Source organism: Caulobacter segnis (assembly GCF_003243465.1).
Taxonomy (GTDB): Bacteria; Pseudomonadota; Alphaproteobacteria; order Caulobacterales; family Caulobacteraceae; genus Caulobacter; species Caulobacter segnis_A.
The window spans coordinates 62,418-86,411 of sequence record NZ_QFQZ01000001.1; the positions used below are offsets into that span (position 1 = coordinate 62,418).

Below are 23,994 nucleotides of genomic sequence, written 5' to 3' on the forward strand. Positions count from 1 at the left end.
ATGCTGTGTGCAACGCACAATAAGAACCCGAGGGGAAAGCGTCGTGCAGGGTAAGTTTCTGGAAGAGCTGAGCGTCGGCCAGTCGGCCGAGCTGGTCCGCACCGTGGGCGCGGCCGACATCGAAGCCTTCGCCGAGGTCACCGGCGACAACAATCCCGTCCACCTGGACGCCGACTACGCGGCCAAGACCAGCTTCGGCGAGCGCATCGCCCACGGCATGCTGTCGGCCGGCTATATCTCGGCGGTGCTGGGCACGACCCTGCCCGGCCCCGGCGCGATCTACTTGTCCCAGGCGCTGCGCTTCAAGCGGCCGGTCAAGATCGGCGACGAGGTCACCGCCCGCGCCACCATCACCGAGATCGACGAGGCCAAGGCCCGCGTCACCTTCGCCACCGTCTGCCTGGTGAACGGCAAGCCGGTGGTCGACGGCGAGGCCGTGGTCATGGTCCCCCGCAAGGTCGCCTGATGCCCCTGAAGACGATCCAAGCCTGGAAGAACCTGCCGCCGGAGGCGCGCGGCGCGTCGGTGGCTCTGGGCAATTTCGACGGCGTCCATCGGGGCCACCAGCAGGTGATCGCCCAGGCCGCGAAAGCCGCCCTGGCCGACAAGGCCCCGCTCGGCGTGGTCAGCTTCGACCCGCATCCGCGCCGGCTATTCCGCCCGACCGAGCCGGCCTTCAAGCTGATGACCCACGGCCAGCAGGCCCGCGCCCTGGCCGGCCTGGGCGTCGACGTCTTCTACCTGCTGCCGTTCGACTTCGAGATGGCCAGCTACGGAGACCGCGAGTTCGTCGAGAAGGTGCTGGTCGAGGGCCTGGGCGTGAAACACGTGGCCGTCGGCTTCGACATCTCGTTCGGCCGCGGCCGTTCGGGCAGCGCCGCGCTGATGAAGGCCTATGGCGAGGAATACGGGTTTACGGTCTCGGTGGCCGAGCCGGTGGGCGATGCGTCCAAGGCGGGCGACGGCGACGAAAAGTTCTCCTCGACCGCCGTCCGCGAAGCCCTGCGCGCCGGGCGCCCGGAGCAGGCGGCCGCCATCCTGGGCCGGCCGTTCGCGATCGAGGGCGTTGTCCGGCGCGGCCAGCAGCTGGGCCGCCAGCTGGGCTTCCCCACCGCCAATGTCGAGGTCGAGGACTATGTGGTCCCCAAGCTCGGCGTCTACGCCACTCGCACCCGCCTGCCGGACGGCCGCGAGGTGCCGGGCGTCGCCAACCTCGGCAACAATCCGACCACCGGCGTGGTCGAGACGCGGCTGGAGACCTGGCTGTTCGACTTCGACGAGGACCTTTACGGCCAGATCATCGAGACTGACCTCGTGGCCTTCCTGCGCCCGGAGCTGAAGTTCGACAGTCTCGAGCTGATGATCGAACAGATCCACCGCGACGAGCAGGACGCGCGGGCGATCGTCGCCCCGGCGTTCTAGGGCCTTTAGACCTTCCTGAGAGAACGACTGCTAAGCCGCGCGTGACGGCGGCGGCGGGCCCCTGAGCGCTCTGGCGATGGAGGCCACAGGGCGGCCGCCGGTCGCCTGGCGGCTTCTAGCCGTCAGGCCGCGGGCCGCGATCCAGGCTTTCCACCTTCCCCCGAACCCCTCCGCCCCCGGTGCGTTGCCCTGGATCAAGGACGACCGCGGCCGCGCGGGCCAAAAAAAAGCCCGGCGAAACCGCCGGGCTAGTTCATTAGGGAGGAAACGCCCAGGAAGGGCAGAAGCGGCAGCGCCGCCTCACGGGATTGTTTATAGGGTGCGGCGCAAAATTAGGCAAGCAGAAAAATGAACCGCAATGTCGATTTTCCAGCAGGGAATTGACGCAACCCTTTAGATAACAAGGGTTCCCTTAGGTCGCGCAAAATTCCCGCCTCATTTTTAGGCATGTTGCGCTGCACAATTTGTTGCGTCTGAAACCGTCTCTGTCGAGAACATCACGCAAAGCCAAGCGGGGTAAGGGTTTGGCGATGACACCGGTTACCCGCGACAATGCTTCCCGAAGGGTGGGGGTGGATAAATCGAGCGCAGTCGCGTAAAAGCCGCGCGCCTGACGCCTGACTCGTCATCACTATTCTTCCCGCCCCGATCTCCCGAAAGTCCGTCCGTTCCCATGAACATGCGAAATATCGCCATCATCGCGCACGTCGATCATGGCAAGACCACCCTCGTCGACCAGCTGCTGGCCCAGTCCGGCGTGTTCCGCGCCAATGAAGCCACGACCGAACGGGCGATGGACTCCAACGACCAGGAACGTGAGCGCGGCATCACCATCCTGGCCAAGTGCACCAGCGTTCTGTGGAACGGCGAGGCGGGCGAAACCCGCATCAACATCATCGACACCCCCGGCCACGCCGACTTCGGCGGCGAGGTGGAGCGGATCCTGGGCATGGTGGACGGCTGCGTCCTGCTGGTCGACGCCGAGGAAGGCGTCATGCCGCAGACCAAGTTCGTGCTGACCAAGGCGCTGAAGATGGGCCTGCGCCCGATCCTCTGCATCAACAAGGTCGACCGCGCCCACGCCGATCCGGACCGCGTCCACAACGAAGCCTTCGACCTGTTCGCCGCGATCGGCGCCACGGACGAGCAGCTGGACTTCCCGCACATCTACGCCTCGGGCCGCGCCGGCTGGGCCACGCTGGACCTGAACCAGCCCAGCGACACGCTGGCCCCGCTGTTCGACCTGATCGTCCGCCACGTTCCGCCGCCCAAGGTCGCCGAGAACAAGGACAAGCCGTTCCAGATGCTGAACGTGCTGATCGAAAGCGACCCGTTCCTGGGCCGCCTGCTGACCGGCCGCATCGCCAGCGGCAAGGCCGTCCCCGGCATGGCCATCCACGCCCTGGACCGTAACGGAAACGAGATCGAGCGCGGCCGCATCACCAAGGTGCTGGCCTTCCGCGGCCTCAAGCGCCAGCCCGTCGACGAAGGCGCCGAGGCCGGCGACATCGTCGCCATCGCCGGCATGAGCAAGGCCACCGTGGCCGACACGCTCTGCGCCATGGAAGTGACCGAGGCCCTGCCCGCCCAGCCGATCGACCCGCCGACCATCTCGATGACCGTCTCGGTCAACGACAGCCCGCTGGCCGGCCGCGAAGGCGACAAGGTCCAGTCGCGCGTCATCCGCGACCGCCTGCTGAAGGAAGCCGAGAGCAACGTGGCCATCCGCGTCACCGAGACCTCGGAAAAGGACGCCTACGAAGTCGCCGGCCGCGGCGAACTGCAGCTGGGCGTGCTGATCGAGAACATGCGCCGCGAAGGCTTCGAGGTCTCGATCTCGCGTCCGCGCGTGGTGTTCCAGCAGGATCCGGAAACTGGACAGCGCCTGGAGCCGATGGAAGACGTGATGATCGACGTGGACGACGAGTTCACCGGCATCGTCATCGAAAAGCTGTCGGCCCGTAAGGCCGAACTGAAGGACATGGGTCCGTCGGGCGCGGGCAAGACCCGCATCACCCTGCTGTCGCCGTCGCGCTCGCTGATCGGCTACCAGGGCGAGTTCCTGACCGACACCCGTGGCTCGGGCGTGCTGAACCGCGTGTTCAGCCACTACGAGCCGCACAAGGGCCCGATCGACCAGCAGCGCAAGGGCGTGCTCGTCAGCAACTCGGACGGTGAAACGGCGGCCTACGCCCTGTGGAACCTGGAAGAGCGCGGCGTGATGTTCGTCGGCGCCGGCGAAAAGACCTACCAGGGCATGATCATCGGCGAGAACAGCCGCTCGGACGACCTGGACGTCAACCCGATGAAGGCCAAGCAGCTGACCAACGTCCGCGCCTCGGGCAAGGACGAGTCGATCCGCCTGACCCCGCCGCGCCGCATGACCCTCGAGCAGGCGATCGCCTACATCGAGGACGACGAGCTGGTCGAGGTGACCCCGAAGAACATCCGCCTGCGCAAGCAGCAGCTGAACCCCTCGTTCCGCAAGAAGCGCACGAAGGAAGACTAGTCGTCGGCCCTTTCCGACGCGAAGAAGCCGCCGCCCTTCGGGACGGCGGCTTTTTTTTTGCGGCCAGGAGGGCGCAAGGACCAGCGCGTCTTCTGAGACTCCGTAGAAAACGCCCCGGATTCTGGACAGAAATCGACGCCGAATTACTCCGTCTTGCGGCGGATCAACGAAGCGCGCGATCACACTTAACCGCTGGTTTACGTAAACGACGGATATCTTGGGCTTGGGGAGCGGACTGCTCCCTGGGGGATCAGGGCACTTGCGTTCCACGATCAGCTTCGTCGGCCGAGAATCGGCCGCGCTTTTGTCACGAATGTCGCTCGCCTTGCCCGAGGCGATGGCGGGGCGCGTTCGCATGGAGCAGGTGCAGAGCATCCTGCGCCTTACGCCCTTCATGATGGGCGCCAATATCCTGATCGCCATCCTGGTGGCCCTGGCCGGTCGCGCCAGCCCGCACGCCGTCGGCCTGGCGGTCTGGGCCTGCGCGGTGGTCGCCTACGCCCTTCTGGGCCTGCGCGGCTGGGTCGCCTCGCGGCGGCGGCGCAGCCCCAACCAGATCGTCTCCGCGCGCGGGGTGCGCCGGATCATCTGGCAGGCCGGCCTGCTGGGAAGCCTGTGGGCGGTCCTGCCGATCCTGACCATGCCCGCCGAGGGCGACCTGCACGGCGCCATGCCGATGCTGGTGGCCTCGGTGATCGCCGGCATGATCGGCTGCGGCGGCTTCGCCCTGCTGACCCTGCCGGCCGCCGCCATCGCCTATTCGACGCCGATGGCGCTGGGCGCGCTGTGGGCGCTGTCGACCAGCCACGAACCCGTGCTCTACGCCCTGGGCGGCCTGCTGATCTTCGCCCTGGCCGTGGTCGTGGCCTCGTGCCTGTCGCACGCCCGGATCTTCGTCGACCGCCTGGTCGCCGCGGCCGAGCTGGAGAGCCAGCGCCAGGTCGTGGGCCTGCTGCTCAGCGACTTCGAGGACGGCGCCAGCGACTGGCTGTGGGAAGTCGACGCCGCCGGGCGCCTGACCTATGTCTCCGACCGCATGGTCGCCGCCGCCGGGGCCGAGAAGGTCGACCTGCTGGGCCGGACCATGTCGGACCTGTGCGGCGCGGCCGAGGGTCCCGACGGCGCGGTCGCCGCCCTCTCGGCCCTGTTCGCCGAGCAGAGGACCTTCCGCGACGTCGTCGTCTCGATCGAGGCCGGCGAGGAGACCCGCTGGTGGTCGCTGTCGGCCAAGCCCGTCCACGACCTGGACGGCCGCTTCACCGGCTTCCGGGGCTTCGGCGCCGACATCACCCGGGCGCGCGAGGACCAGGCCCGCATCTCGCGCCTGGCCCATTACGACGTCCTGACCCAGCTGCCCAACCGCCTGACCTTCCTGCAGGCCCTGAGCCGCGCCTGGAGCGAGCACGGCCGCGCCGACCGCAAGCCGCGCGCCGCCGGCTGCGCCGTGCTGTGCCTGGACCTCGACCAGTTCAAGGGCGTCAATGACAGCCTGGGCCACGCGTTCGGCGACGACCTGCTGGTCCAGGCCGCCGCCCGCCTGCGCGACAGCGTCGCCAGGCAGGTCGGCGATCGCGGCCTGGTCGCCCGCCTGGGCGGCGACGAGTTCGCCGTACTGGTGGCCCCCTCGCCCGGCGCGGCGGGCCTGTCGCGCCTGGCCCGCGACATCGTCGACACCCTGTCGCGCCCGTACGAGGTGCGCGGCCACCACGCCCTGATCGGCGCCAGCATCGGCATCGCCGAGGCGCCGCTGCACGCCGACGATCCCGACAACCTGCTGAAGAACGCCGACCTGGCCCTCTACCAGGCCAAGGGCGACGGCCGCGGCGCCTACCGCTTCTTCGAGACCGCCATGGACCTGTGGATCCAGCAGCGCCGCGAGCTGGAGATGGACCTGCGCCACGCCCTGGAGAAGGACGAGCTGAAGCTGTTCTTCCAGCCGCTGATCGGCCGCGACGGCGACAGGATCATCGGCTTCGAGGCGCTGCTGCGCTGGCAGCACCCGCGCCGGGGCCTGGTGGCGCCCACCGAGTTCATCGAGTGCGCCGAGCAGTGGGGCCTGATTAACAAGATCGGCGAATGGGTGCTGAACGAGGCCTGCCGCACCGCCGTCGCCTGGCCCTCGCCGCTGACGGTCGCGGTGAACCTCTCGCCGCACCAGTTCGCGTCGGGCAACCTGGTCGCCCAGGTCCGCAAGGCGCTGAAGGCCTCGCGCCTGGCGCCCTCGCGCCTGGAGCTGGAGATCACCGAGGGCCTGCTGCTGCAGGACAGCGCCACCACCCTGGACCAGCTGGCGCAGCTGAAGAAGCTGGGCGTCAAGATCGCCATGGACGACTTCGGCACCGGCTATTCCAGCCTGTCGTACCTGTGGCGGTTCCCGTTCGACAAGATCAAGATCGACCGCTCGTTCGTCGCCGAGATGCAGGACAACGCCGCGATCGCCGACATCCTGCGCACCATCGCCCTGCTGGGCCGCACCCTGAACCTGGAGGTCACCGCCGAGGGGGTCGAGACCGCGGACCAGGCCCGGCTGCTATCGGAGATGCGCTGCGACCAGTTCCAGGGCTTCCTGTACGGCCGCCCCATGCCGGTCGGCGACATCCCCAGCTTCCTGCTGGCCAACACCGCCCGCCGCCTGCGCGGCGAGGACCTGGACGACGACTGGGACGACGAAGCGGCGGTGGGGTGAGCGCCCCCCACAGCCGCGCGCGCCGAAGATCCCGCTTGGACAACATGTCCAAGACACGCCCGCGTCCGGACTTGCTAGAAGCCCCCGCGTTTCAAGAGCGATGAGCCTTGGTTTTCCAGGCCATCCCCGGAGTACCGCCGTGAGCTGGGCAGACTGGTTTCCCTTCATCTTCTTCCCGTTCAAGATCATCGTCCTGGGCGTGGGCATGTTCTTCTCGATCAAGTGGCACCACGACCAGGCCAAGAAGGAGAAGGAAGAGAAGGAGCGTCTGGCGCGCGAGGCGGCGGACGAGGCTCAGGTCGCGATCAGCGGCGGGGCGTGACGTTTGGACTTTGGGCGACGGATGATTTCGCTCCATAAGTCCGCCCATGGTCCATCCCGTCTTCGACAACCTGCCGACCACGATCTTCGAGCGCATGAGCGGCTTGGCCCGCCAGCATGGCGCCATCAACCTCGGCCAGGGCTTTCCCGACGACCAGGGGCCCCTGCCCGTCCGCGAGGCCGCGGCGCGGGCGCTGATCGAGGGGCTGAACCAGTATCCGCCGATGCGCGGCCTGCCCGAGCTGCGCGCCGCCGTCGCCGGCCACTACGCCCGCGCCCAAGGCCTTGAGCTCGATCCCGACGCTGAGATCACCGTCACCTCCGGCGCGACCGAGGCCCTGGCGGCGGCGTTCCTGTCGCTGATCTCGCCCGGCGACGAGGTCGTGCTGTTCCAGCCGCTGTACGACGCCTACCTGCCGCTGGTGCGCCGGGCGGGCGGGGTTCCGAAGCTGGTCTCGCTGAAGCCGCCGCAATGGCGCTTCGACCGCGCGATGCTGGAGGCGGCCTTCTCCGACCGCACGCGGATGGTGGTGCTGAACAGCCCGCTGAACCCGGCCGGCGTCGTCACCCCCGACGAGGATCTGGCCTTGCTGGCGGAATTCTGCGTCCGCCACGACGTGGTCGCCGTCTGCGACGAGGTCTGGGAGGCCGTGGTGTTCGACGGCAGCCGCCACCGGCCGCTGATGACCTTCCCGGGGATGCGCGAGCGGACGGTCAAGATCGGCTCGGCCGGCAAGCTGTTCGGCATGACCGGCTGGAAGGTCGGCTTTCTTTGCGCGGCCCCGCCCCTGACCCGGGCTCTCGCCGCCGCCCACCAGTTCCTGACCTTCACGACCCCGCCGAACCTGCAGGCGGGCGTGGCCTGGGGCCTTACGCACCACCGCGCCTGGTTCGACGACATGCCGGCCGCCCTGCAGCGTTCCCGCGACCGCCTGACCGCCGGCCTGCGCGCCGCCGGCTACGCCGTGCTGGACAGCCAGGGGACCTATTTCCTGAACGTCGACCTGGCCGCCTCGGGGATCGCCCTGGACGACGTCGCCTTCTGCGAGCGCTGCGTCACCGACTTCGGCGTCGCGGCGATCCCGGTGTCGGCCTTCTTCGCGCAGGATGCCGTGACGAGCGTGGTCCGCCTGTGCTTCGCCAAGTCCGACGAGACCCTGGACGCGGCGGTGGAGCGCCTGGCCGCGGCGCGGTCGGCGATGGCCGGCTAGGGTCCGAGCAGGTCGGAGGCCGTCTCTCTTGGTCGTTGAACCTTGCACGGCCTGGCGAATTGATGACGGGCGCCGCCGTGAGCGCTCCCATCCGCCGGATACGCCATGCTCTTCGAGGTCGAAGCTTCGCTGACCTATGACTTTCCCGCGCCCTGCGAGGTGCTGCTGCTGGTCGAGGCCGCGCACGGCGCCGGGCAGACCGTGATCTCGGACGCCCTGACCTTCTGGCCGCCGGTCGAGGCCGTGCGGGTCGACGACCCGGTCACGGGCGAGCGGCGCACCGTCTTTTCGGCCTCGGGCCGGGTGAACGCCCTCTATCGGGCCAGGATCGAGGTCGCGCCCGACAGCCAGCCCCTGACCGACGCCGCCGAAATGGCGATCCGCGACCTGCCGAGCGAGGTGCTGCCCTATCTGCGGGCCAGCCGCTACAGCCCTTCCGACCGGTTCCTGAGGTTCGTCGAGCGCGAGTTCGGGACGCTGCGGGGCGGCGCCAAGGTCGAGGCCATCCTGGGCTGGATCGCCGACCACGTGGACTACGAGGCCGGCGTCAGCCACTCGGGAACCACGGCCATCGACACCTTCATCGACCGGGCGGGCGTCTGCCGCGACTTCAGCCATCTGGTCATCGCCCTGTGCCGGGCGGCCAATGTCCCCGCCCGGGCGGTCAGCGCCTATGCCTGGAAGCTGGAGCCGCCAGACCTGCACGCGGTGGCCGAGGTCTTCGTCGGCGGTCGCTGGCGGCTGGTCGACGCCACGGGCCTGGCCCCGATCGAGGGCCTGGTCCGCGTGGCCACCGGCCGCGACGCCGCCGACATCGCCTTCATGACCATCTTCGGCGGCGCGACGCTGGTCGAGCAGCACTTCAGGATCGACCGGGTGGACAGCTAAGCCCTATCCGGCCAGCGCCTCGCGCGTGCGGGTCAGGCAGCGGTCCATGACCGACAGCAGGTTGCGCAGATCGATCGGCTTGGCCACGTGGGCGTCGCAGCCGGCGTCCAGGCACGTCTTGATCTGGGCCGACATCACGTCGGCGGTCAGGGCGATGATCGGCAGCCGGCGGAAGCGCGGATCCTGGCGCAGGCGGCGGGTGGCCTCCAGCCCGTCCAGAACCGGCATGTTGACGTCCATCAGGACGAGGTCGATCGGCCGCTCGGCCAGCACGTCCAGCGCCACCTGGCCGTTTTCGGCCTCGAACAGCTCGCAGTCGAACGGCTCGAGGAACAGGCGGATGACCCGGCGGTTGACTGGATGGTCGTCGACCACCAGCACCCGGCGGCCATGCAGGGCGGCGAAGCCCTCGGGGGCCTCGTCGGCGGCGTCGTGATCGGGCGCTTCGACGGCCTCGGCCGGATCGACCACCATCTCGATCGTGAAGACCGAGCCGCGGCCCTCCTCGCTCTCGACCTGGATCTCGCCGCGCATCATCTCGACCAGCCGGCGGGTGATGTTCAGGCCAAGGCCCGTGCCGCCGAAATTGCGCGTCGTCGAGGCGTCGGCCTGGGTGAACGGCCGGAACAGCTTGGCGATCGTCTCCTGGCTCATGCCGATGCCGGTGTCGGAGACGCGCAGCCGCACCCGCACCCGGCCGTCGTCGGTCGGATAACAGGCCAGGCCGACCTCGACCCTGCCCTCGGTGGTGAACTTCAGGGCGTTGGACACCAGGTTGGTCAGGCACTGGCGCACCCGCACCCCGTCGAACATCAGCGGCCCGGGCGCGGCGCTCTCCAGCCGGAACGACAGGGTGACGCCCTTCTCGCGAGCCGTGGGCTGATAGCCGCCGACCAGCCGCGCGCAGCTGCCGACCAGGTCGCCGGTGGTCGGGGCGATCTCCAGCTTGCCGGCCTCGATCTTGGACAGGTCCAGAATGTCGTTCAGCAGCACCAGCAGGGTGTCGCCGCTGTCGAGGATCAGGTCGACCTGCTCGCGCTGGCGGGGCGTCAGCACCTCGCTGCGCAGCGCCTGGGCCAGGCCCAGCATGCCGTTCAGCGGCGTGCGCAGTTCGTGGCTCATCACCGCCAGGAAGGCGGACTTGGCCTGGTTGGCCGCCTCGGCGCGCTCCTGGGCGCCCTTCAGCCGCTTGGAGGCGCGGCGCTGGTGCAGCGCCCAGCCGACGCCGCCGGCGACCAGCACCGCCAGCAGCAGGGCGATGATCACCGAGGCGCGGACCAGGCTGCGCGACAGGCTGACCTGCTCGGCCAGGCGGCGGCTCTCGTCGCGCTTGGCGCGCAGCTCGCCGTCGAGGGCGGCGGACATCTCGGCCACGTTGCGGGCGTTGTCGCGGGCGACGCGCAGCGAGTCGGCCCGGCGCCAGGCGTCCAGCTCGCGGAAGGCCTGGGCCGGGCGGCCCTCGGCCTGGTCGATATAGGCCTTGACCAGGGCCTCCGCCGCCAGGTCGCGCGGTCCCAGGGTGTCGGGAACGGCCTGCATCCGCTGGAGGTCGGCGCGGGCCGCCGCGGCGCGGCCCAGCTGCGCCAGGGCCGTCGCCCGCAGCCGCAGCATGACGATCTGCAGCCGCCGCTCGGGTCGGTCGATCAGCGGCTTGGCGTCGGCCAGGCAGCCGAGCACCTGCTGCGGCTGGTCGGACAGGGCGGCGATCTTGGCGCAGAGATAGCGGTCCCAGGTGGTCAGGTCCGCGTCGCCCGAACTGGCGACCCAGCGATGGTGCAGGGCCGCGAAGCGCCGCGCCTGGTCCAGCGCCCCCAGGTCGGCGGCGGTGTAGGCGATGTCGTAGACCCGCTCGGTCTTGCGGATGAAGAAGGCGTCGCTCTCGTCCAGCTCGGCCGCCCGGGTCATGTGCTCCAGGGCGCCTTCCTTGTCGCCCATGTCCGACAGCGTGTAGCTGTGGATCTGGTGGAGCTCGGCGACCACCGGCTGGGCGATCTCGTCGCTGCTCTCGGCCTCGTTGGTCAGCTCGGTCGCCAGGCGGGCGGCCTCGCGCCAGCGGCCGACCTGGCCCAGGTGGCGGACGCGCTCGATGCCCGCCATCAGCCGGATGTCCGGGCCCGAATGCTTCAGGAAACGGTCCCAGTCGGCGTCGGTGAAGACGCGGTAGCCCTCTGTCTCGTGGCGCAGCGCCTTGACTTCCAGGTCGACCAGGGCGGCCAGGGCCGGGTCGTTGTCGCGCCGCGCCACGGCGCGGGCGCGCTCGGCCCAGGGCTCGAGCCGCCGGCGGATCTGGTTGCTCTTGTAGGCGTACAGCACCCGCCAGGTGTCGTAGAGCCGCTTTCGCCCGGTCTCGGCCAGGGCCACGTAACCGGCGCGCTCGACGTCCTGGTTGTCCTTCGAGGGTCGCACGCCGTCGACGCCGATCTTGCGGCTCAGCTGGTCCAGACGCTGGCCCAGGGGCGCGCCGGACTGGGCCAGCGCCGCGCCGGCCGCCAGGGTCCCCACCAGTACGACTGAGATCAAAAAACGACGCAACACGGATCCCCGGACCTGGCAGGAACCCTTTGCGGCAAACGATGTATGAGGCGTTAAGCTTACCGGCCCGGTTGCGGCGTCAGATCGTCGCTCCGCCATCCACAACCATGGCTTGTCCTGTCATGAAGCTTCCGGCCCGCGAGGCCAGATAGACCGCCGCCCCCGCCAGCTCGTCCGGCTCGCCGATTCGCCGCAGCGGCACGGTGCGGGTCGAGCGCTCCAACGTCTCCGGATTTTCCCAGAGCGCGCGGGCGAAGTCGGTCTTGATCAGGCCCGGCGCGATGCAGTTGACCCGCACGTTGTCGGGGCCGAACTCGTGGGCCAGGTTGCGGGCCAATTGGAAGTCGGCGGCCTTGGAGATGTTGTAGGCGCCGATGATGGCGTTGCCGCGCAGGCCGCCGATCGAGGACACGATGATGATCGCCCCGTCCTTGCGAGCCCGCATCTCCGGCGCGACCATGCCGATCAGCCAGTGATTGCTGATGATGTTGTTGTCCAGGATCTTGCGGAACTGGTCGTCGGCGATCCCCGCCATCGGGCCGTAATAGGGATTGCTGGCGGCGTTGCAGACGCAGATGTCGACCTGGCCGAACGCCTTGCGGGTCTCGTCGACCAGGTTTTGCAGCTCCTCCTTCGAAGCGATATTGGCCGGGACGGCGATGGCCGTTCCCGCGCCGTGCCTGGCGTTGAGCGCCGCCGCGACCTCCTCGCAGGGTCCGGCCTTGCGCGAGGAGATCACCACCTTGGCGCCGTGCTCGGCCATCCGCTCGGCGATCGCCTTGCCGATGCCCCGCGAGGACCCGGTGATGATCGCCACCTTGCCGGAAAGGTCGAAGAGGTTCACGGCGCACTCCCTAAACGCTTGTTTGAATTTCGGGCACAGTGCGGCGGGTAGGCGATTGGGTCAAGCGCGCTCAAATCCTCCCCCTGGCGGGGGAGGTGTCGGCGCGAAGCGACGACGGAGGGGGAAGAGGCAGGCGCTCAAGCACTTCCCCCTCCGGCCCTCGGCCACCTCTCCGCTGGGGGAGGATTTTTCTCATCCACCTTTGTCGGCCCTCGCGCCATCGCCGCGTCCTTGAGGCAAGATCGCACCCGCCAGGAGACGCCCATGCCGCTCGACACCGCCCCCGCCGCTTCCGAAGACCGCGACCTGTTCATCGAACGGGTGATCGATGTCCCGCGCGAGACGCTCTACCAATGCTGGACCTCGCCCGAGCTGCTGCCCCAATGGTTCTGCCCCAAGCCCTGGTACGTCTCCGACGTGCGCCAGGACGTCCGGACCGGCGGCAACAGCTACCTCGTGATGAACGGCCCGAACGGCGAGCGCGTGCCGCAGCCCGGCGTCTATCTGGAGGTGGTCCCGAACGCGAAGCTGGTCTTCACCGACGCCTTCACCGAGACCTGGAAGCCCTCGGCCAAGCCGTTCATGGTCGGGATCGTCACTTTCGAGGACCTCCCCGGCGGCAAGACCCGCTACCGCGCCACGGCCCGCCACTGGACCGTCGAGGACCGCGACACCCACGAGAAGATGGGCTTCCACGAAGGCTGGGGCATAGCGACGGACCAGCTTGAGGCCCTGGCCAAGACGCTCTGAGACGCCATGCGCTCTATCGAGGACTTCCGCTCGGGCCTGGACGCCGAGACCCTGGAGACGGTCGACCGGCTCAGGTCGATCGCCGCCGCCGCCCATCCGGACCTCGTCGAGCGGATCAAGTGGAACGCACCCAGCTTCGCCCTCGGCGAGGACGACCTGATCACGCTCGGCCTGGAGCGGCGCGGCGGGGTTCGCCTCGTCCTGCACCGGGGCGCGAGGCCGAAGAATCCGGCCGGCTTCGCCTTCGACGATCCCGCCGGCCTGGCGCGCTGGCCGGCGGTCGACCGCGGCGTCATGGTGTTCAACGACCTCGCCGCGGTCGAGGCGGCGGAGACGGCCGTGGGCGACCTCTGCGCCCGCTGGGTCGCTCGCGTTCTGGCGGGCTGAGCTCAGCCCTGGCTCACCGGCAGAGGCTGTAGCCCGCCGGGTTCAGGTGCAGGTGGTCGGCGTGGGCGGCGTTGTAGTCCGGGCTCAGCACCACGCCGAACACCCGGCAGGCGCCGTCGCGGACCGCCCGGATGAAGCGCCCTTCGTCGCTGTCGCGGCGGAAGTCGCGGGCCACGGTGATCCGGCGGCCGTCGGCCAGGCGGAATCCGGCGATGTCGAGGGCGTTGGCGAGGGCGTGCTCGCTGGGCCGCTCGCCCGGCCGGCCATAGATCGTGCGACAGGCATAGGTCCCGAGGTGGTCGACGCGGACCACCGGCCGCCCCAGCCGCTCGCGCGCCGCCGGGGCCACCACCTGCCGCTCCCACAGCGCATAGCGCAGGGCCATCGGGCAGGTCATGACCGGGGCGGCCGGCGAGAGCTTGCCGGACACGCGGACCGTATCGCGGGTCGAGCAGAAGCCCTCGTCCCGCTCGGGCTGGTCGACGACGCTCAGTCCGCCCTCCCGCAGCGCCGCCCGGCACGCCGCGGGGTCCGAGGCGATCCGAGACAGCTTGCCCGCCGTCGCCAGGCCGATGGGCTGATTCAGGGAGAAGGGCTTCCACGGCAGGTCCTGGGCCGGCGCGATCCGGTCGATCAGGATCAGCAGCAGCAGCCCGGCCAGGACCGCCTCCAGCAGGAGCGTCCACAGGCCGGCCAAGGCCAGGGCTTCGGGAGAGACCGGTTTCACGCGTGACCAACGAAGCGGAGGACGGTCGGTTCAGCCGGGACGCCAATTCTCGCCTCCAACATCCGGCCTCCCCCGCGAACGCCGGGGCCCAGATCCATCCGGAGCGTTTTGCGCTGACGCGACAGGACGCGGGCCACGCGGCGGACACGTCAGGGGTTCGAGCTGGATCCCGGCAGGCGTTTACGCTCGGGCGCGCGAACGCGACCCGTGGCGCCGGGAAGGCCGGTTGAGTAACGGCGCAGGCCACGACACCCCTTGGCGCGGGCGGCGAAAGCGGCCATGGGACCGGCCATGACCGCCTCCGCCTCTTCCCGGCGCCTGATCGACAAGGCCCTGGCCCCGCGCTTCGCCCTGCTTTGCCTGGGCATCTGGCTGAACGCCGCCGACACCCTGGTGACGGCGACGATCATGCCCAGCGTCGCGCGCGACATCGGCGGCTACGCCTATTTCGGCTGGTCGGTGGCGGCCTATCTGACCGGTTCGATCGTCGCCGGGGCGTGCTCGGGCAAGCTGTCGCTGGCGATGGGCCTGCGGCGGGCCACGGCGCTCAGCGGCCTGGTCTACGCGATCGGCTGCGCGATGAGCGCCCTGGCGCCGGAGTTCGTCACCTTCATCCTCGGCCGGCTGGTCCAGGGCCTGGGCGCCGGGGCCGTGGTGGCCCTGTGCTACGTGGCGATCACCGCCCTCTTCCCGGAGAGCCTGTGGCCGCGCGTCTATGGCGCGGTGGCGGGGGTCTGGGGCGCGGCGACCCTGCTGGGCCCGACCCTGGGCGGCCTGTTCGCCGCCGCGGGCTTCTGGCGCGGCGCGTTCTGGATGTTCGTCGTCCAGGCGATCATCTTCATCGGCGCCGTCATGGCCATGCTGCCGGCCGAGAAGGGCGACGCCGCCCGGGGCCGCGTGCCCGTCCCGCAGCTGGCCCTGCTGGTGCTGGCCGTCAGCCTGATCGGCGCGGCCGGCGTCGTCGCCTCGCCCCAGCTGGCGGTGGGCCTGGCGATCGGCGGCGTCATCGGCATGGCCGCCATGCTGGCCGTCAACGCCAGGCCCCACGACCGCCTGCTGCCCAGCAGCGCCGCCGACCTGTCGACCGCCACGGGCCTGGGCCTCTTGACCATCTTCGCGACCGAGGCGGCGGTGATCGGCTTCACCGTCTATGGCCCGGCCTTCATCCAGGCCCGGCATCACGCCTCGCCGCTGCTGGCGGGCTATATTGTCGGCGCCATCGCGGCCGGCTGGACGACCTGCGCCATGCTGGTCGGCAAGGTCCCGGCCGAGCGGGACGGCCGCTTCGTGCGGCTGGGGGTCGTCGTCATCCTGCTGGGCGCTCTCGCCAGCGCCTGGGCGACGCCGCGCGGGACGCTGGTCGAGACCGCCCTCGCCTTCGCCCTGCTGGGCGCGGGCTTTGGCCTGTGCCACGCCTTCATCGCCCGCCGGACCATCGGCGGCGCGCCCGCCGACGAGCAGGCCATGGCCTCGGGGGCGGTGCCGACCTCGCATCTGATCGGCGGCGCCACCGGCGCGGCGGGCGCGGGCGCGATGGCCAACCTGCTGGGCTTCAGCCACGGGATCGACCCGACGCTGGCGGGCGAGCGTGGCCCGCTGCTGTTCGCCGCCTTCCTGCCGCTGGCCGTGATGGGCGTGCTGGCGGCGTGGCGGCTGGGGCGGCGCTGACTAACGCGTCGCCAAGGCGCGCGACATCTGGTCGACGGCGACTTCCAGGTCTTCGAGCCGCGTTGTCACGATCGTCCAGATCACATCAGGGTCCACGTCCGGATAGCCATGGGAAACCAGGTTTCGCACCGCGACGATCTGAGTCCAGGGCGGCGCTGGATCGACGACCGCTTTCAGGCTGTCCGGGAGCTTGGAAACCGACTCTCCAATAACCTGGATGTTCATGAGCACGGCGTCGAAGGCCATGAACGACGCCTCCAGACCATCGGCGTCGAGGCCAGCCGGGTAGAGACGGATCCGCTGGATCGCCTTTTCGATATCGCCCAGCCGCGCTGCGGCGTCGCGCGATGTCTTAGACATAGACGACTTCCGACAGGACTCGATCCTTCATCAGGCGCGGCAGGGACTTTGGCGTCACGACGTCCACCGGCCGCTCCATGACCAGCGCCAGTTCGTCGCCCAGGGTGAAGTACTCCCAACCGGGAACGCGGGCGGGATCGAACTCGACCAGCACGTCCACGTCGCTGTCCGGCCCCGCCTCGCCGCGCGCCGTCGAGCCAAACACGCCCACCCGCGCGACGCCGTAGCGGTCGAGCAGCGGCTTGGCCGCGCGCAGTTTCGTCAGGGCCTCCTCGAGGGTCATGAGGTGATCATAGCACCAAGGACGTTTATCGTCGCGCCACCGCGCTCCAGGCCAAGACCGGCGCCCAACCCCATGGCTCCGGATCGCCGCTCTCCTCTTGCTTCCGTGGCGGACGAGGACTGGACCGGCGCTCGCGCGGCGCAATCCTCCGCGCCAGCCAGGAGGCCGCGCCCTGGATCGCGCGCCTGATCATCAGCCCCATGACGCGCAGCCGCGCCGTCGTGGCGATGGCCAGGCCGATCACCAGGGCGTCCAGCACCAGCGACATTTCGAAGGCGCTGAACCAGACGGCGATCTCCGGGACCATCATGCCGAACACACGGAGCCCATCGGCTTCGAACAGCCCGAACATGATCAGGCCGACCAGGGCCAGACCGACGAGGATGACGATGTGGCCGGGCTTGATCGCATTGAGCCGCCGCGCGGGGGCCTCCACCAGGGCGCGCCGAAGCGCGCGCCCGAGGGCCGAGACCGGAAACGCCGCCAGGACCAGCACGCAGGCCAAGATAAAGGTCAGCATTCGGAGCGTCTCTCGACCGAAAGAAGCTTCACTTGGGGACCCCGCTAGGCCGTCTCAACCCTTCCGCTCCCCCATGTCGCGGCCTGGCGGGCCTCAGCCGTAGGTCGTGACCTCGACGGTGTCGGGCACGTCCGTCGCGCCCCGGATCGGCAGGACCACGCCGTTCGAGGTCCAGGGCCGGATCGGCAGGTCGGGCCGCGTCGTGCGCAAGGCGGCCAGGGCCTCGTTCGCTTGGAGGCCGGTGGGGCCAAGGGGCGTGGTCAACAGGGCGGCGCACCCATGCTTTTCGGCGGCCTCTGGGGTCAGGACGAGGCGCAGGTCGCGGCCGCCGTTCGGCTGGACGGCGAAGGCGATCTCGTCCCAGCCATAGGCTCGCCGCCAGGCGGGCGCGAAGACACCGGCCGCGTCGATCCGTAGTTCCAGGCGCACCCGCCACGTCCGCCAAATGAAGACGATCATGAACACCAGCAGCGCCAGCACGATCGCCGCCGAAACGGCCAGACGCGGCGCGTCGCCCAGCCGCCAGAGGGCCCAACCGATCAGGCCCAGCTCCAATACAGCCACGGCGCAGAACGGCAGCGCGGTCAGACGCCGGAGCCGTTCCGCCCGGGTCGTGAGCCAGGCGCCCGTCCCGTCGAGATTGAAGCGGCCCAGCCACGCCTCGACCTTGTCGCGCGTCAGCAACCAGCCGCCAGCCCAAAGCGGAGCCGCGATCCACAGGAACGGAAATTGACGCTGCTCGGCCAGCGGCGATTGGAGCCAGTTGGAGATCAGCGACGCGCCCAGCACGAAGGCGCAGACCCCTACCCAGCCCAGGCGGTCGGGGGTGAGGATCGTTCGAAGCCTGGACGACGATAGCGGCATGAATACAATCTAGGCACGCACATCAGGTTTGTCACGCCTCCGCCAGCGCGGTCGCCTCCACCAGCTTCACCACGTCGCCCATGATCTGCGTGATCTTGAAGTCCTTGGGCGTGTAGATCCGCGCCACGCCCATCTGCTTCAAAACGAGAGCATCGGCCTCGGGGATGATGCCGCCGGCGACGACGGGGATGTGGCCCAGCCCCTCGGCGCGCATCACCCGGATGACCTCCTGCACGAGGTCCAGGTGCGAGCCCGACAGGATCGACAGGCCGATCACGTGGGCGCGGGTCTCCTTGGCGCGGCGGACGATCTCCTCGGGCGTTGAGCGGATGCCGTCATAGACGACCTCCATGCCGCAGGCGCGGGCGCGGGTGGCGATCTGCTCGGCGCCGTTGGAGTGGCCGTCCAGGCCCGGCTTGCCGACCAGGTAGGTGAGCGTGCGGCCCAGGACCTGGGAGACGCGCTCGACCTCCTTCTTCACCGCCTCGACGTCCTCGGCCTCGCCGGTGGAGACGACGACGGCGACGCCGGTCGGGCCGCGATATTCGCCGAACACTTCGCGCAGGGCGCCGGACCACTCGCCGGTGGTGACGCCGGCCTTGGCGGCGGAAATCGAGGGCTCCATGATATTCGCGCCAGAGGCTGCGGCGGCCTTCAAGGCGGCGAGCGCGGCCTCGACGGCGGCCGGGTCGCGGGCCTCGCGCCAGGCCTTGATGCGGGCGACGACGTCGGCCTCGAGCCTCGGGTCCACCGTCTCGATCGCCCCCTCGCCCGCCGACAGCGGAGACGCTTCCGTCTCGGTCCAGCGGTTGACGCCGACCACGGTCAGGTCGCCGGTCTCGACGGCCCGCACCCGCTTGGCGTTGGAGGCGACGAGCTGGCCCTTCATGTAGTCGATGGCACTGGCGGCCCCGCCCATCTCGTCGATCAGGGAGAGCTGCTCCAGCGCCCCCTTCGACAGCTCGGCGACCTTGGCCTCGACCACGTGCGAGCCGTCGAACAGGTCCTCGTATTCCAAGAGGTCGGTCTCGTAGGCCAGGACCTGCTGCAGCCGCAGCGACCACTGCTGGTCCCAAGGACGCGGCAGCCCCAGGGCCTCGTTCCAGGCCGGCAGTTGCAGGGCCCGGCAGCGGGCGTCCTTGCTGAGCGTGACGGCCAGGGCCTCGATCAGGATCCGGTAGACGTTGTTCTCGGGCTGCTGCTCGGTGAGCCCCAAGGAGTTGACCTGCACCCCGTAGCGGAAGCGCCGGGCCTTGGGATCCTGGACGCCGTAGCGCTCCAGCAGGATCTGGTCCCAGAGCTTGGTGAACGAGCGCATCTTGCACAGCTCGGTGACGAACCGCACGCCAGCGTTGACGAAGAAGCTGATGCGCGAGGCGACGATCTCGAAGTCCTCGTCGGGCACCTGGCCGCCGGCCTTGACGGTGTCGAGCACGCTGATGGCGGTCGCCAGGGCGAAGGCCAGTTCCTGCTCCGGCGTCGCGCCGGCCTCCTGCAGGTGATAGCTGCAGACGTTCATCGGGTTCCACTTGGGAACCTCGCGATAGCACCAGGCGATCATGTCGCCGATCAGCCGCAACGACGGGCCCGGCGGGAAGATGTAGGTGCCGCGCGACAGATATTCCTTGATCAGATCATTCTGCGTCGTGCCCTGCAGCTTCCTGCGATCCGCGCCCTGCTCGTCGGCCAGGGCGACGTACATCGCCAGCAGCCAGGCGGCCGGGGCGTTGATGGTCATGGAGGTGTTCATCTTCTCCAGCGGGATCTCGCTGAAGAGGGCGCGCATGTCGCCCAGATGGCTGATCGGCACCCCGACCTTGCCGACCTCGCCCCGCGCCAGGATGTGGTCGGGGTCGTAGCCGGTCTGGGTGGGCAGGTCGAAGGCCACCGACAGGCCCGTCTGCCCCTTGGCGAGGTTGGCCCGATAGAGCGCGTTCGACTTCTCGGCGGTCGAGTGTCCGGCATAGGTGCGGAAGATCCACGGCGGATCGGGCGCATGCTGGTGCGGCGTCGAAGTCATGATCGCTCCCGGGTCGGCTCTGGCGGCCTTTGATTATCGGCGATCATGAGCCGGGATTTGCTGCGACGCAATATGCATTTCGCGGGTGCGAATAACCGAGGTGAAGACCCGGGAAGCCAGGCCGGTTGGATCACTCTCGCGGCGCCGGCCACCGCCGCGCGGTGTGAAGCAAGGTCAGGATCCACACGGTGTCGCCATCGAGCTCGTAGACCAGCCGATAGGTTTCGTGCGGAAACACCTCTCGCGTTCCCGCCACCAAGCCTGGCCGCCCGCGCAACGGAAACTCGGCCAGGGCCGCCGCCGCGTCCGAGAACAGTTGGTCCATGCGCAAGGCCGCTCTCGGACTGTGGCTGGCGATGTGGTCCATGATTTCGAGACGATCCAGCCGAGCGGTGGCCGTCCAGCGAACCTTCACCGCTCGGCCTCGTCAGCCTCTTGCTCGAGCGCCCGGCGGCGCGCGGCGAACTCGGTCTCCACCTCGTCATTGGGCGTCGTCGCGCCAGCCAGGCGATCGCGGCGGCCCGCCTCGACCTTCGACCAAACGAACGCGTCGTGGTCGCGCGCCTCGCGCTGACGCCGCACATAGTCGCGCATCAGGTCGCGCACGATCTGCGAGGCGGGCCGGTCCACGGCCTGCGCCTCGGCCAGGAAGGCGTCACGCAACTGCGCCTCGAGCTTGAGGGTGAAAACCGCGTCCTTGCCCATGGATCGCCTCTCGATCGGTACTAAGAACGTATAGACGTTGTTCGCGCCCGGCAACTGTTCCGAATGGCGGTTCACCGCCCCACGAACACCGCCGCCCGCTTCCCCACAAACGCCTCGCGCGCCTCGCGGTGATCAGCGGTGGCGGCAAGGGCCGGGATTTCGGCTTCCGTCGTCGTCAACCCCGACGCCACGCGCTTGGTCGCGGCCACCGCGTGGCGCGGGCGGCTGGCGATCAGCCGCGCCATCCCAAGGGCCGCGTCCAGCAGCCCCGCCGCCGGGTGGACCTCGGCGACGATCCCATCCGCCAACGCCCGCGCCGCGTCGAACGGCGCGCCGGTCAGCAGGTGGACCTTGGCGCGGCTCTCGCCGACCAGCCTCACCAGCCGCTCGGCAGAAGCCGTCAGGCCCATCCGCACCGCCGAGCAGGCGAGACTGGCCCGGTCGCTGGCCAGGCGGATATCGCAGGCGAGCGCCAGTTCCAGCCCGCCGCCGATGCACCAGCCGTCGATCGCGGCGATCACCGGCAGCGGACAGGCGGCGACGCGGTCGCACATCGAAAGAAAGTGCAGGATCGCCGCCGTCTGGGCCGCCACGTCGCGCGTCAGCGACTCGGCGAGGTCGTCGCCCGTGCAGAAGGCGCCGTTGCGGCCCGTCAGCACCACCACCCTGACCGCTGGATCGGCCTCGATCGCGGCGAAGGCCTCTAGCAGCCGCGCGCGCTCGTCCATCGCCAGGACATTGGCCGGGGCCACGTCCAGTTCGACGAGGCCGATCGAAGGTTGGGGATGGGAAAGATGGATCATCGGCGGCCACCGTGACCCGGCGCCGCGCCCGCCGCAACCTTCCCCCGACGGCGCCCTGACGGTCGATGTTGCGCCGCAACAAGATTCTACTTGCCAGTTTCAAACATCTGTCTCAGCGTAGAGGTCTTCCGGCCGATTTTTGCGCCAGGAAGCCAAAAAACGACCCGAAGGGAAGGTGTTTTCCGCGCCTTCACCACCCGGGCGCGCAGCCAAGTTTGGTCTTCGAGCGTTGTTGCAGCGCCGAAGAAACGGGGAGTGAGATGATGACCGCGACGTCCGTTGCGATACAGGACAAGACCGTCCTGAAGGACCTGTACGAAATCGGCGAGATCCCGCCGGCCTTCCACGTGCCGAAAACGATGTACGCCTGGAGCATCCGCAAGGAGCGCCACGGTCCGCCCTCCACCGCCATGCAGGTCGAGGTGGTCCCCACCTGGGAGATCGGCGAGGACGAGGTGCTGGTCCTCGTGATGGCCGCGGGCGTCAATTACAACGGCGTCTGGGCCGCGCTCGGCGAGCCGATCAGCCCGCTGGACGGCCACAAGCAGCCCTACCACATCGCCGGTTCCGACGCCTCGGGCATCGTCTGGAAGGTCGGCGCCAAGGTCAAACGCTGGAAGCTGGGCGACGAGGTCGTCATCCACTGCAATCAGGACGACGGCGACGATGAGGAATGCAACGGCGGCGACCCGATGTTTTCGGCGAGCCAAAGGATCTGGGGCTACGAGACGCCGGACGGCAGCTTCGCCCAGTTCTGCCGCGTCCAATCCCGACAATTGCTGCCGCGCCCCAAGCACCTGACCTGGGAAGAAGCCGCCTGCTACACCCTGACCCTCGCCACCGCCTACCGGATGCTGTTCGGCCACAAGCCGCATGAGCTCAAGCCTGGCCAGAACGTGCTGGTCTGGGGCGCGTCGGGGGGCCTGGGCGTCTTCGCCACCCAGCTGGCCGCCGTCGCCGGCGCCAACGCCATCGGCGTGGTCTCATCCGAGGACAAGCGCGAGTTCGTGCTGTCGATGGGCGCCAAGGCGGTGCTGAACCGGGGCGACTTCAACTGCTGGGGCCAGCTGCCCAAGGTCAACGGCCCCGAGTTCAACGACTACATGAAGGAAAGCCGCAAGTTCGGTAAGGCGATCTGGCAGATCACCGGCAACCGCGACGTCGACATGGTGTTCGAACACCCCGGCGAGCAGACCTTCCCGGTCTCGGTGTTCCTGGTCAAGCGCGGCGGCATGGTGGTGATCTGCGCCGGCACCAGCGGCTTCAACCTGACCATGGACGCCCGCTTCCTGTGGATGCGCCAGAAGCGCGTGCAGGGCAGCCACTTCGCCAACCTGATGCAGGCCAGCGCCGCCAACCAGCTGGTCATCGACCGCCGCGTCGACCCCTGCCTGTCGGAGGTCTTCCCCTGGGACCAGATCCCGGCGGCGCACGAGAAGATGCTGGCCAACAAGCACCTGCCCGGCAACATGGCCGTGCTGGTCTGCGCCCAGCGTCCGGGCCTGCGGACGGTGGAGGAAGTGCAGGAGCTGAGCGGGGCGCGGTAGCCCCCTGTCAGGTCGGCGGCGCCCGGCGGATGCGCGCCGCCCGCCTCGGTGGTATAGCGCCCCAAGCGCCCGCCTGAGGGGCGCGCGCGTTTGATCACCGCCGGGGGGCGCCTGACATGACCATCCAAGCCGCGACGCCGCGGGGCGCGCCCGCGCCGTTCGCGCCGCGCCACGCCGGAGACGCCTGGTTCTTCCCGGCCATGACCGGGTTCGTCTGGCTGGGCGTGATCGCCGGCTTCGGGGGCGAGATGCTGCGGCTGTCCCAGCAAGGCCAGCTGTCCTATCCGCTGATCGTCCACGTCCACGCCGCCGTCTTCACCGGCTGGCTTGTGCTGTTCACGCTCCAGGTGGCGCTGGTCCGCCGGCGCGAGGTCGCCCTGCACCGGCGCCTGGGCCTGTGGGCCATGGGCGTGGCGGCGGTGATGGCGGTGCTGGGACCGGCCACGGCCTTCTCCATGCAAGCTCATAATTTCGGGACTCCCAAGAGCGATCCGGCGTTCCTGGCCGTGCCGATGAGCGACATCCTCAGCTTCGCGGGGCTGATCTTCGCCGGCTATCGCTTCAGGCGCGACGCCGTCGCCCACAAGCGGCTGATGCTGCTGGCCACCCTCGCCGTCGCCGACGCCGGCTTTGGCCGCTGGACCCTGTTGATCGCCGGTCCGGAAGCGCTCCAGACCCTGGGAAGCAGTTTCGTCGGCTCGCTGATCATCGGCAACAGCATCAGCATTCCCGCCCTCCTGTTGGTCCCCATCTACGACCTCGTCACGCGCGGCCGCGTGCGTCCGGTGGTGGCGATCGCCACGGCCTGGGCGGTCGGCTGGCAACTGCTGGCGATAGCGCTCTACCTGCAGCCCGGCTGGGGCGCGGTCACCAAGGGCTTCGTGGCCTGGCTGGCGGGCCGCTGAAGCATCCCTATCGTGTCATCCCGGCCGCAGCGCCAAGCGGCC

General features: G+C 69.4%; 23 protein-coding genes. 12 read left to right on the forward strand and 11 right to left on the reverse strand.

The window, feature by feature from the left end; genetic code table 11:
• Positions 1 to 19: 19 nt before the first annotated feature.
• The 7 genes from DI526_RS00295 to DI526_RS00325 all read left to right on the forward strand — a co-directional run bounded on the left by DI526_RS00295 (position 20) and on the right by DI526_RS00325 (position 9,037).
• A complete protein-coding gene (locus DI526_RS00295; RefSeq protein ID WP_304272915.1) occupies positions 20 to 466 on the forward strand; it encodes a MaoC family dehydratase in 447 nt (148 codons plus the stop codon).
• Entirely contained in the window at positions 466 to 1,422 is a 957-nt protein-coding gene (locus DI526_RS00300) for a bifunctional riboflavin kinase/FAD synthetase (protein WP_304272637.1), read from the forward strand. The genes DI526_RS00295 and DI526_RS00300 overlap by 1 nt, the downstream gene beginning before the upstream one ends.
• A gap of 673 nt (positions 1,423 to 2,095) precedes the next feature.
• Entirely contained in the window at positions 2,096 to 3,931 is a 1,836-nt protein-coding gene (typA, locus tag DI526_RS00305) for a translational GTPase TypA (protein ID WP_304272638.1), read from the forward strand.
• A 313-nt stretch (positions 3,932 to 4,244) separates the two neighbouring features.
• Positions 4,245 to 6,617 carry a putative bifunctional diguanylate cyclase/phosphodiesterase gene (locus tag DI526_RS00310; RefSeq protein ID WP_369691862.1) on the forward strand — a complete coding sequence of 791 codons (2,373 nt, stop codon included), beginning with the start codon at positions 4,245 to 4,247 and terminating at the stop codon, positions 6,615 to 6,617.
• 139 nt (positions 6,618 to 6,756) lie between these two features.
• Positions 6,757 to 6,939, forward strand: a complete 183-nt coding sequence (locus DI526_RS00315; RefSeq protein ID WP_304272640.1) for a hypothetical protein — start codon at positions 6,757 to 6,759, stop codon at positions 6,937 to 6,939.
• Between the two features lie 46 nt (positions 6,940 to 6,985).
• Entirely contained in the window at positions 6,986 to 8,149 is a 1,164-nt protein-coding gene (locus DI526_RS00320; RefSeq protein ID WP_304272641.1) for an aminotransferase, read from the forward strand.
• A 105-nt stretch (positions 8,150 to 8,254) separates the two neighbouring features.
• Complete coding sequence (locus DI526_RS00325; protein ID WP_304272642.1) at positions 8,255 to 9,037, forward strand: transglutaminase family protein; 783 nt, start codon at positions 8,255 to 8,257, stop codon at positions 9,035 to 9,037.
• A gap of 3 nt (positions 9,038 to 9,040) precedes the next feature.
• On the opposite strand, the gene DI526_RS00330 is transcribed toward DI526_RS00325, so the two are convergent.
• Both DI526_RS00330 and DI526_RS00335 read right to left on the reverse strand, forming a co-directional pair.
• Entirely contained in the window at positions 9,041 to 11,569 is a 2,529-nt protein-coding gene (locus tag DI526_RS00330; protein ID WP_304272643.1) for an ATP-binding protein, read from the reverse strand.
• A gap of 79 nt (positions 11,570 to 11,648) precedes the next feature.
• Positions 11,649 to 12,413, reverse strand: coding sequence for an SDR family oxidoreductase (locus tag DI526_RS00335; protein WP_304272644.1), 765 nt, complete (start codon positions 12,411 to 12,413; stop codon positions 11,649 to 11,651).
• A gap of 264 nt (positions 12,414 to 12,677) precedes the next feature.
• Here DI526_RS00335 and DI526_RS00340 point away from each other — a divergent pair, with 264 nt between their 5' ends.
• Positions 12,678 to 13,163: an SRPBCC family protein gene (locus DI526_RS00340; protein ID WP_304272646.1), complete on the forward strand. Its 486-nt coding sequence runs from the start codon at positions 12,678 to 12,680 to the stop codon at positions 13,161 to 13,163.
• A gap of 6 nt (positions 13,164 to 13,169) precedes the next feature.
• A complete protein-coding gene (locus DI526_RS00345; protein WP_304272648.1) occupies positions 13,170 to 13,550 on the forward strand; it encodes a DUF1801 domain-containing protein in 381 nt (126 codons plus the stop codon).
• Positions 13,551 to 13,563: 13 nt separating this feature from the next.
• Here DI526_RS00345 and DI526_RS00350 read toward each other — a convergent pair whose 3' ends face one another.
• The gene (locus tag DI526_RS00350; RefSeq protein WP_304272649.1) at positions 13,564 to 14,277 is read right to left on the reverse strand and encodes an extensin family protein; all 714 of its coding nucleotides are present in this window, start codon (positions 14,275 to 14,277) and stop codon (positions 13,564 to 13,566) included.
• A 291-nt stretch (positions 14,278 to 14,568) separates the two neighbouring features.
• Here DI526_RS00350 and DI526_RS00355 point away from each other — a divergent pair, with 291 nt between their 5' ends.
• Positions 14,569 to 15,945 carry an MFS transporter gene (locus DI526_RS00355; protein ID WP_304272651.1) on the forward strand — a complete coding sequence of 459 codons (1,377 nt, stop codon included), beginning with the start codon at positions 14,569 to 14,571 and terminating at the stop codon, positions 15,943 to 15,945.
• Here DI526_RS00355 and DI526_RS00360 read toward each other — a convergent pair whose 3' ends face one another.
• The 8 genes from DI526_RS00360 to DI526_RS00395 form a co-directional block, all read right to left on the reverse strand.
• On the reverse strand, positions 15,946 to 16,305 hold the full coding sequence (locus DI526_RS00360; protein ID WP_304272653.1) for a DUF86 domain-containing protein: 360 nt from the start codon (positions 16,303 to 16,305) through the stop codon (positions 15,946 to 15,948).
• Positions 16,298 to 16,588, reverse strand: a complete 291-nt coding sequence (locus tag DI526_RS00365) for a nucleotidyltransferase family protein (protein ID WP_304272655.1) — start codon at positions 16,586 to 16,588, stop codon at positions 16,298 to 16,300. The genes DI526_RS00360 and DI526_RS00365 overlap by 8 nt, the downstream gene beginning before the upstream one ends.
• 25 nt (positions 16,589 to 16,613) lie before the next feature.
• Entirely contained in the window at positions 16,614 to 17,108 is a 495-nt protein-coding gene (locus DI526_RS00370) for a hypothetical protein (RefSeq protein WP_304272657.1), read from the reverse strand.
• Between the two features lie 93 nt (positions 17,109 to 17,201).
• Positions 17,202 to 17,972, reverse strand: coding sequence for a hypothetical protein (locus tag DI526_RS00375; RefSeq protein ID WP_304272659.1), 771 nt, complete (start codon positions 17,970 to 17,972; stop codon positions 17,202 to 17,204).
• Between the two features lie 31 nt (positions 17,973 to 18,003).
• Complete coding sequence (locus tag DI526_RS00380; protein ID WP_304272660.1) at positions 18,004 to 19,992, reverse strand: protein meaA; 1,989 nt, start codon at positions 19,990 to 19,992, stop codon at positions 18,004 to 18,006.
• A 130-nt stretch (positions 19,993 to 20,122) separates the two neighbouring features.
• Entirely contained in the window at positions 20,123 to 20,407 is a 285-nt protein-coding gene (locus DI526_RS00385; RefSeq protein WP_304272662.1) for a type II toxin-antitoxin system RelE/ParE family toxin, read from the reverse strand.
• Positions 20,404 to 20,772: an antitoxin of toxin-antitoxin stability system gene (locus DI526_RS00390; RefSeq protein ID WP_304272664.1), complete on the reverse strand. Its 369-nt coding sequence runs from the start codon at positions 20,770 to 20,772 to the stop codon at positions 20,404 to 20,406. The genes DI526_RS00385 and DI526_RS00390 overlap by 4 nt, the downstream gene beginning before the upstream one ends.
• Positions 20,769 to 21,500 (reverse strand): enoyl-CoA hydratase/isomerase family protein, encoded by a 732-nt coding sequence (locus DI526_RS00395; protein WP_304272666.1) that lies wholly within the window; start codon positions 21,498 to 21,500, stop codon positions 20,769 to 20,771. The genes DI526_RS00390 and DI526_RS00395 overlap by 4 nt, the downstream gene beginning before the upstream one ends.
• A 263-nt stretch (positions 21,501 to 21,763) precedes the next feature.
• Between DI526_RS00395 and ccrA the strand changes: the two genes are divergently transcribed.
• Together ccrA and DI526_RS00405 are read left to right on the forward strand one after the other, a co-directional pair.
• Positions 21,764 to 23,047 carry a crotonyl-CoA carboxylase/reductase gene (gene ccrA, locus DI526_RS00400; RefSeq protein ID WP_304272669.1) on the forward strand — a complete coding sequence of 428 codons (1,284 nt, stop codon included), beginning with the start codon at positions 21,764 to 21,766 and terminating at the stop codon, positions 23,045 to 23,047.
• A gap of 116 nt (positions 23,048 to 23,163) precedes the next feature.
• Entirely contained in the window at positions 23,164 to 23,952 is a 789-nt protein-coding gene (locus DI526_RS00405) for a hypothetical protein (RefSeq protein WP_304272670.1), read from the forward strand.
• Positions 23,953 to 23,994 lie beyond the last annotated feature (42 nt).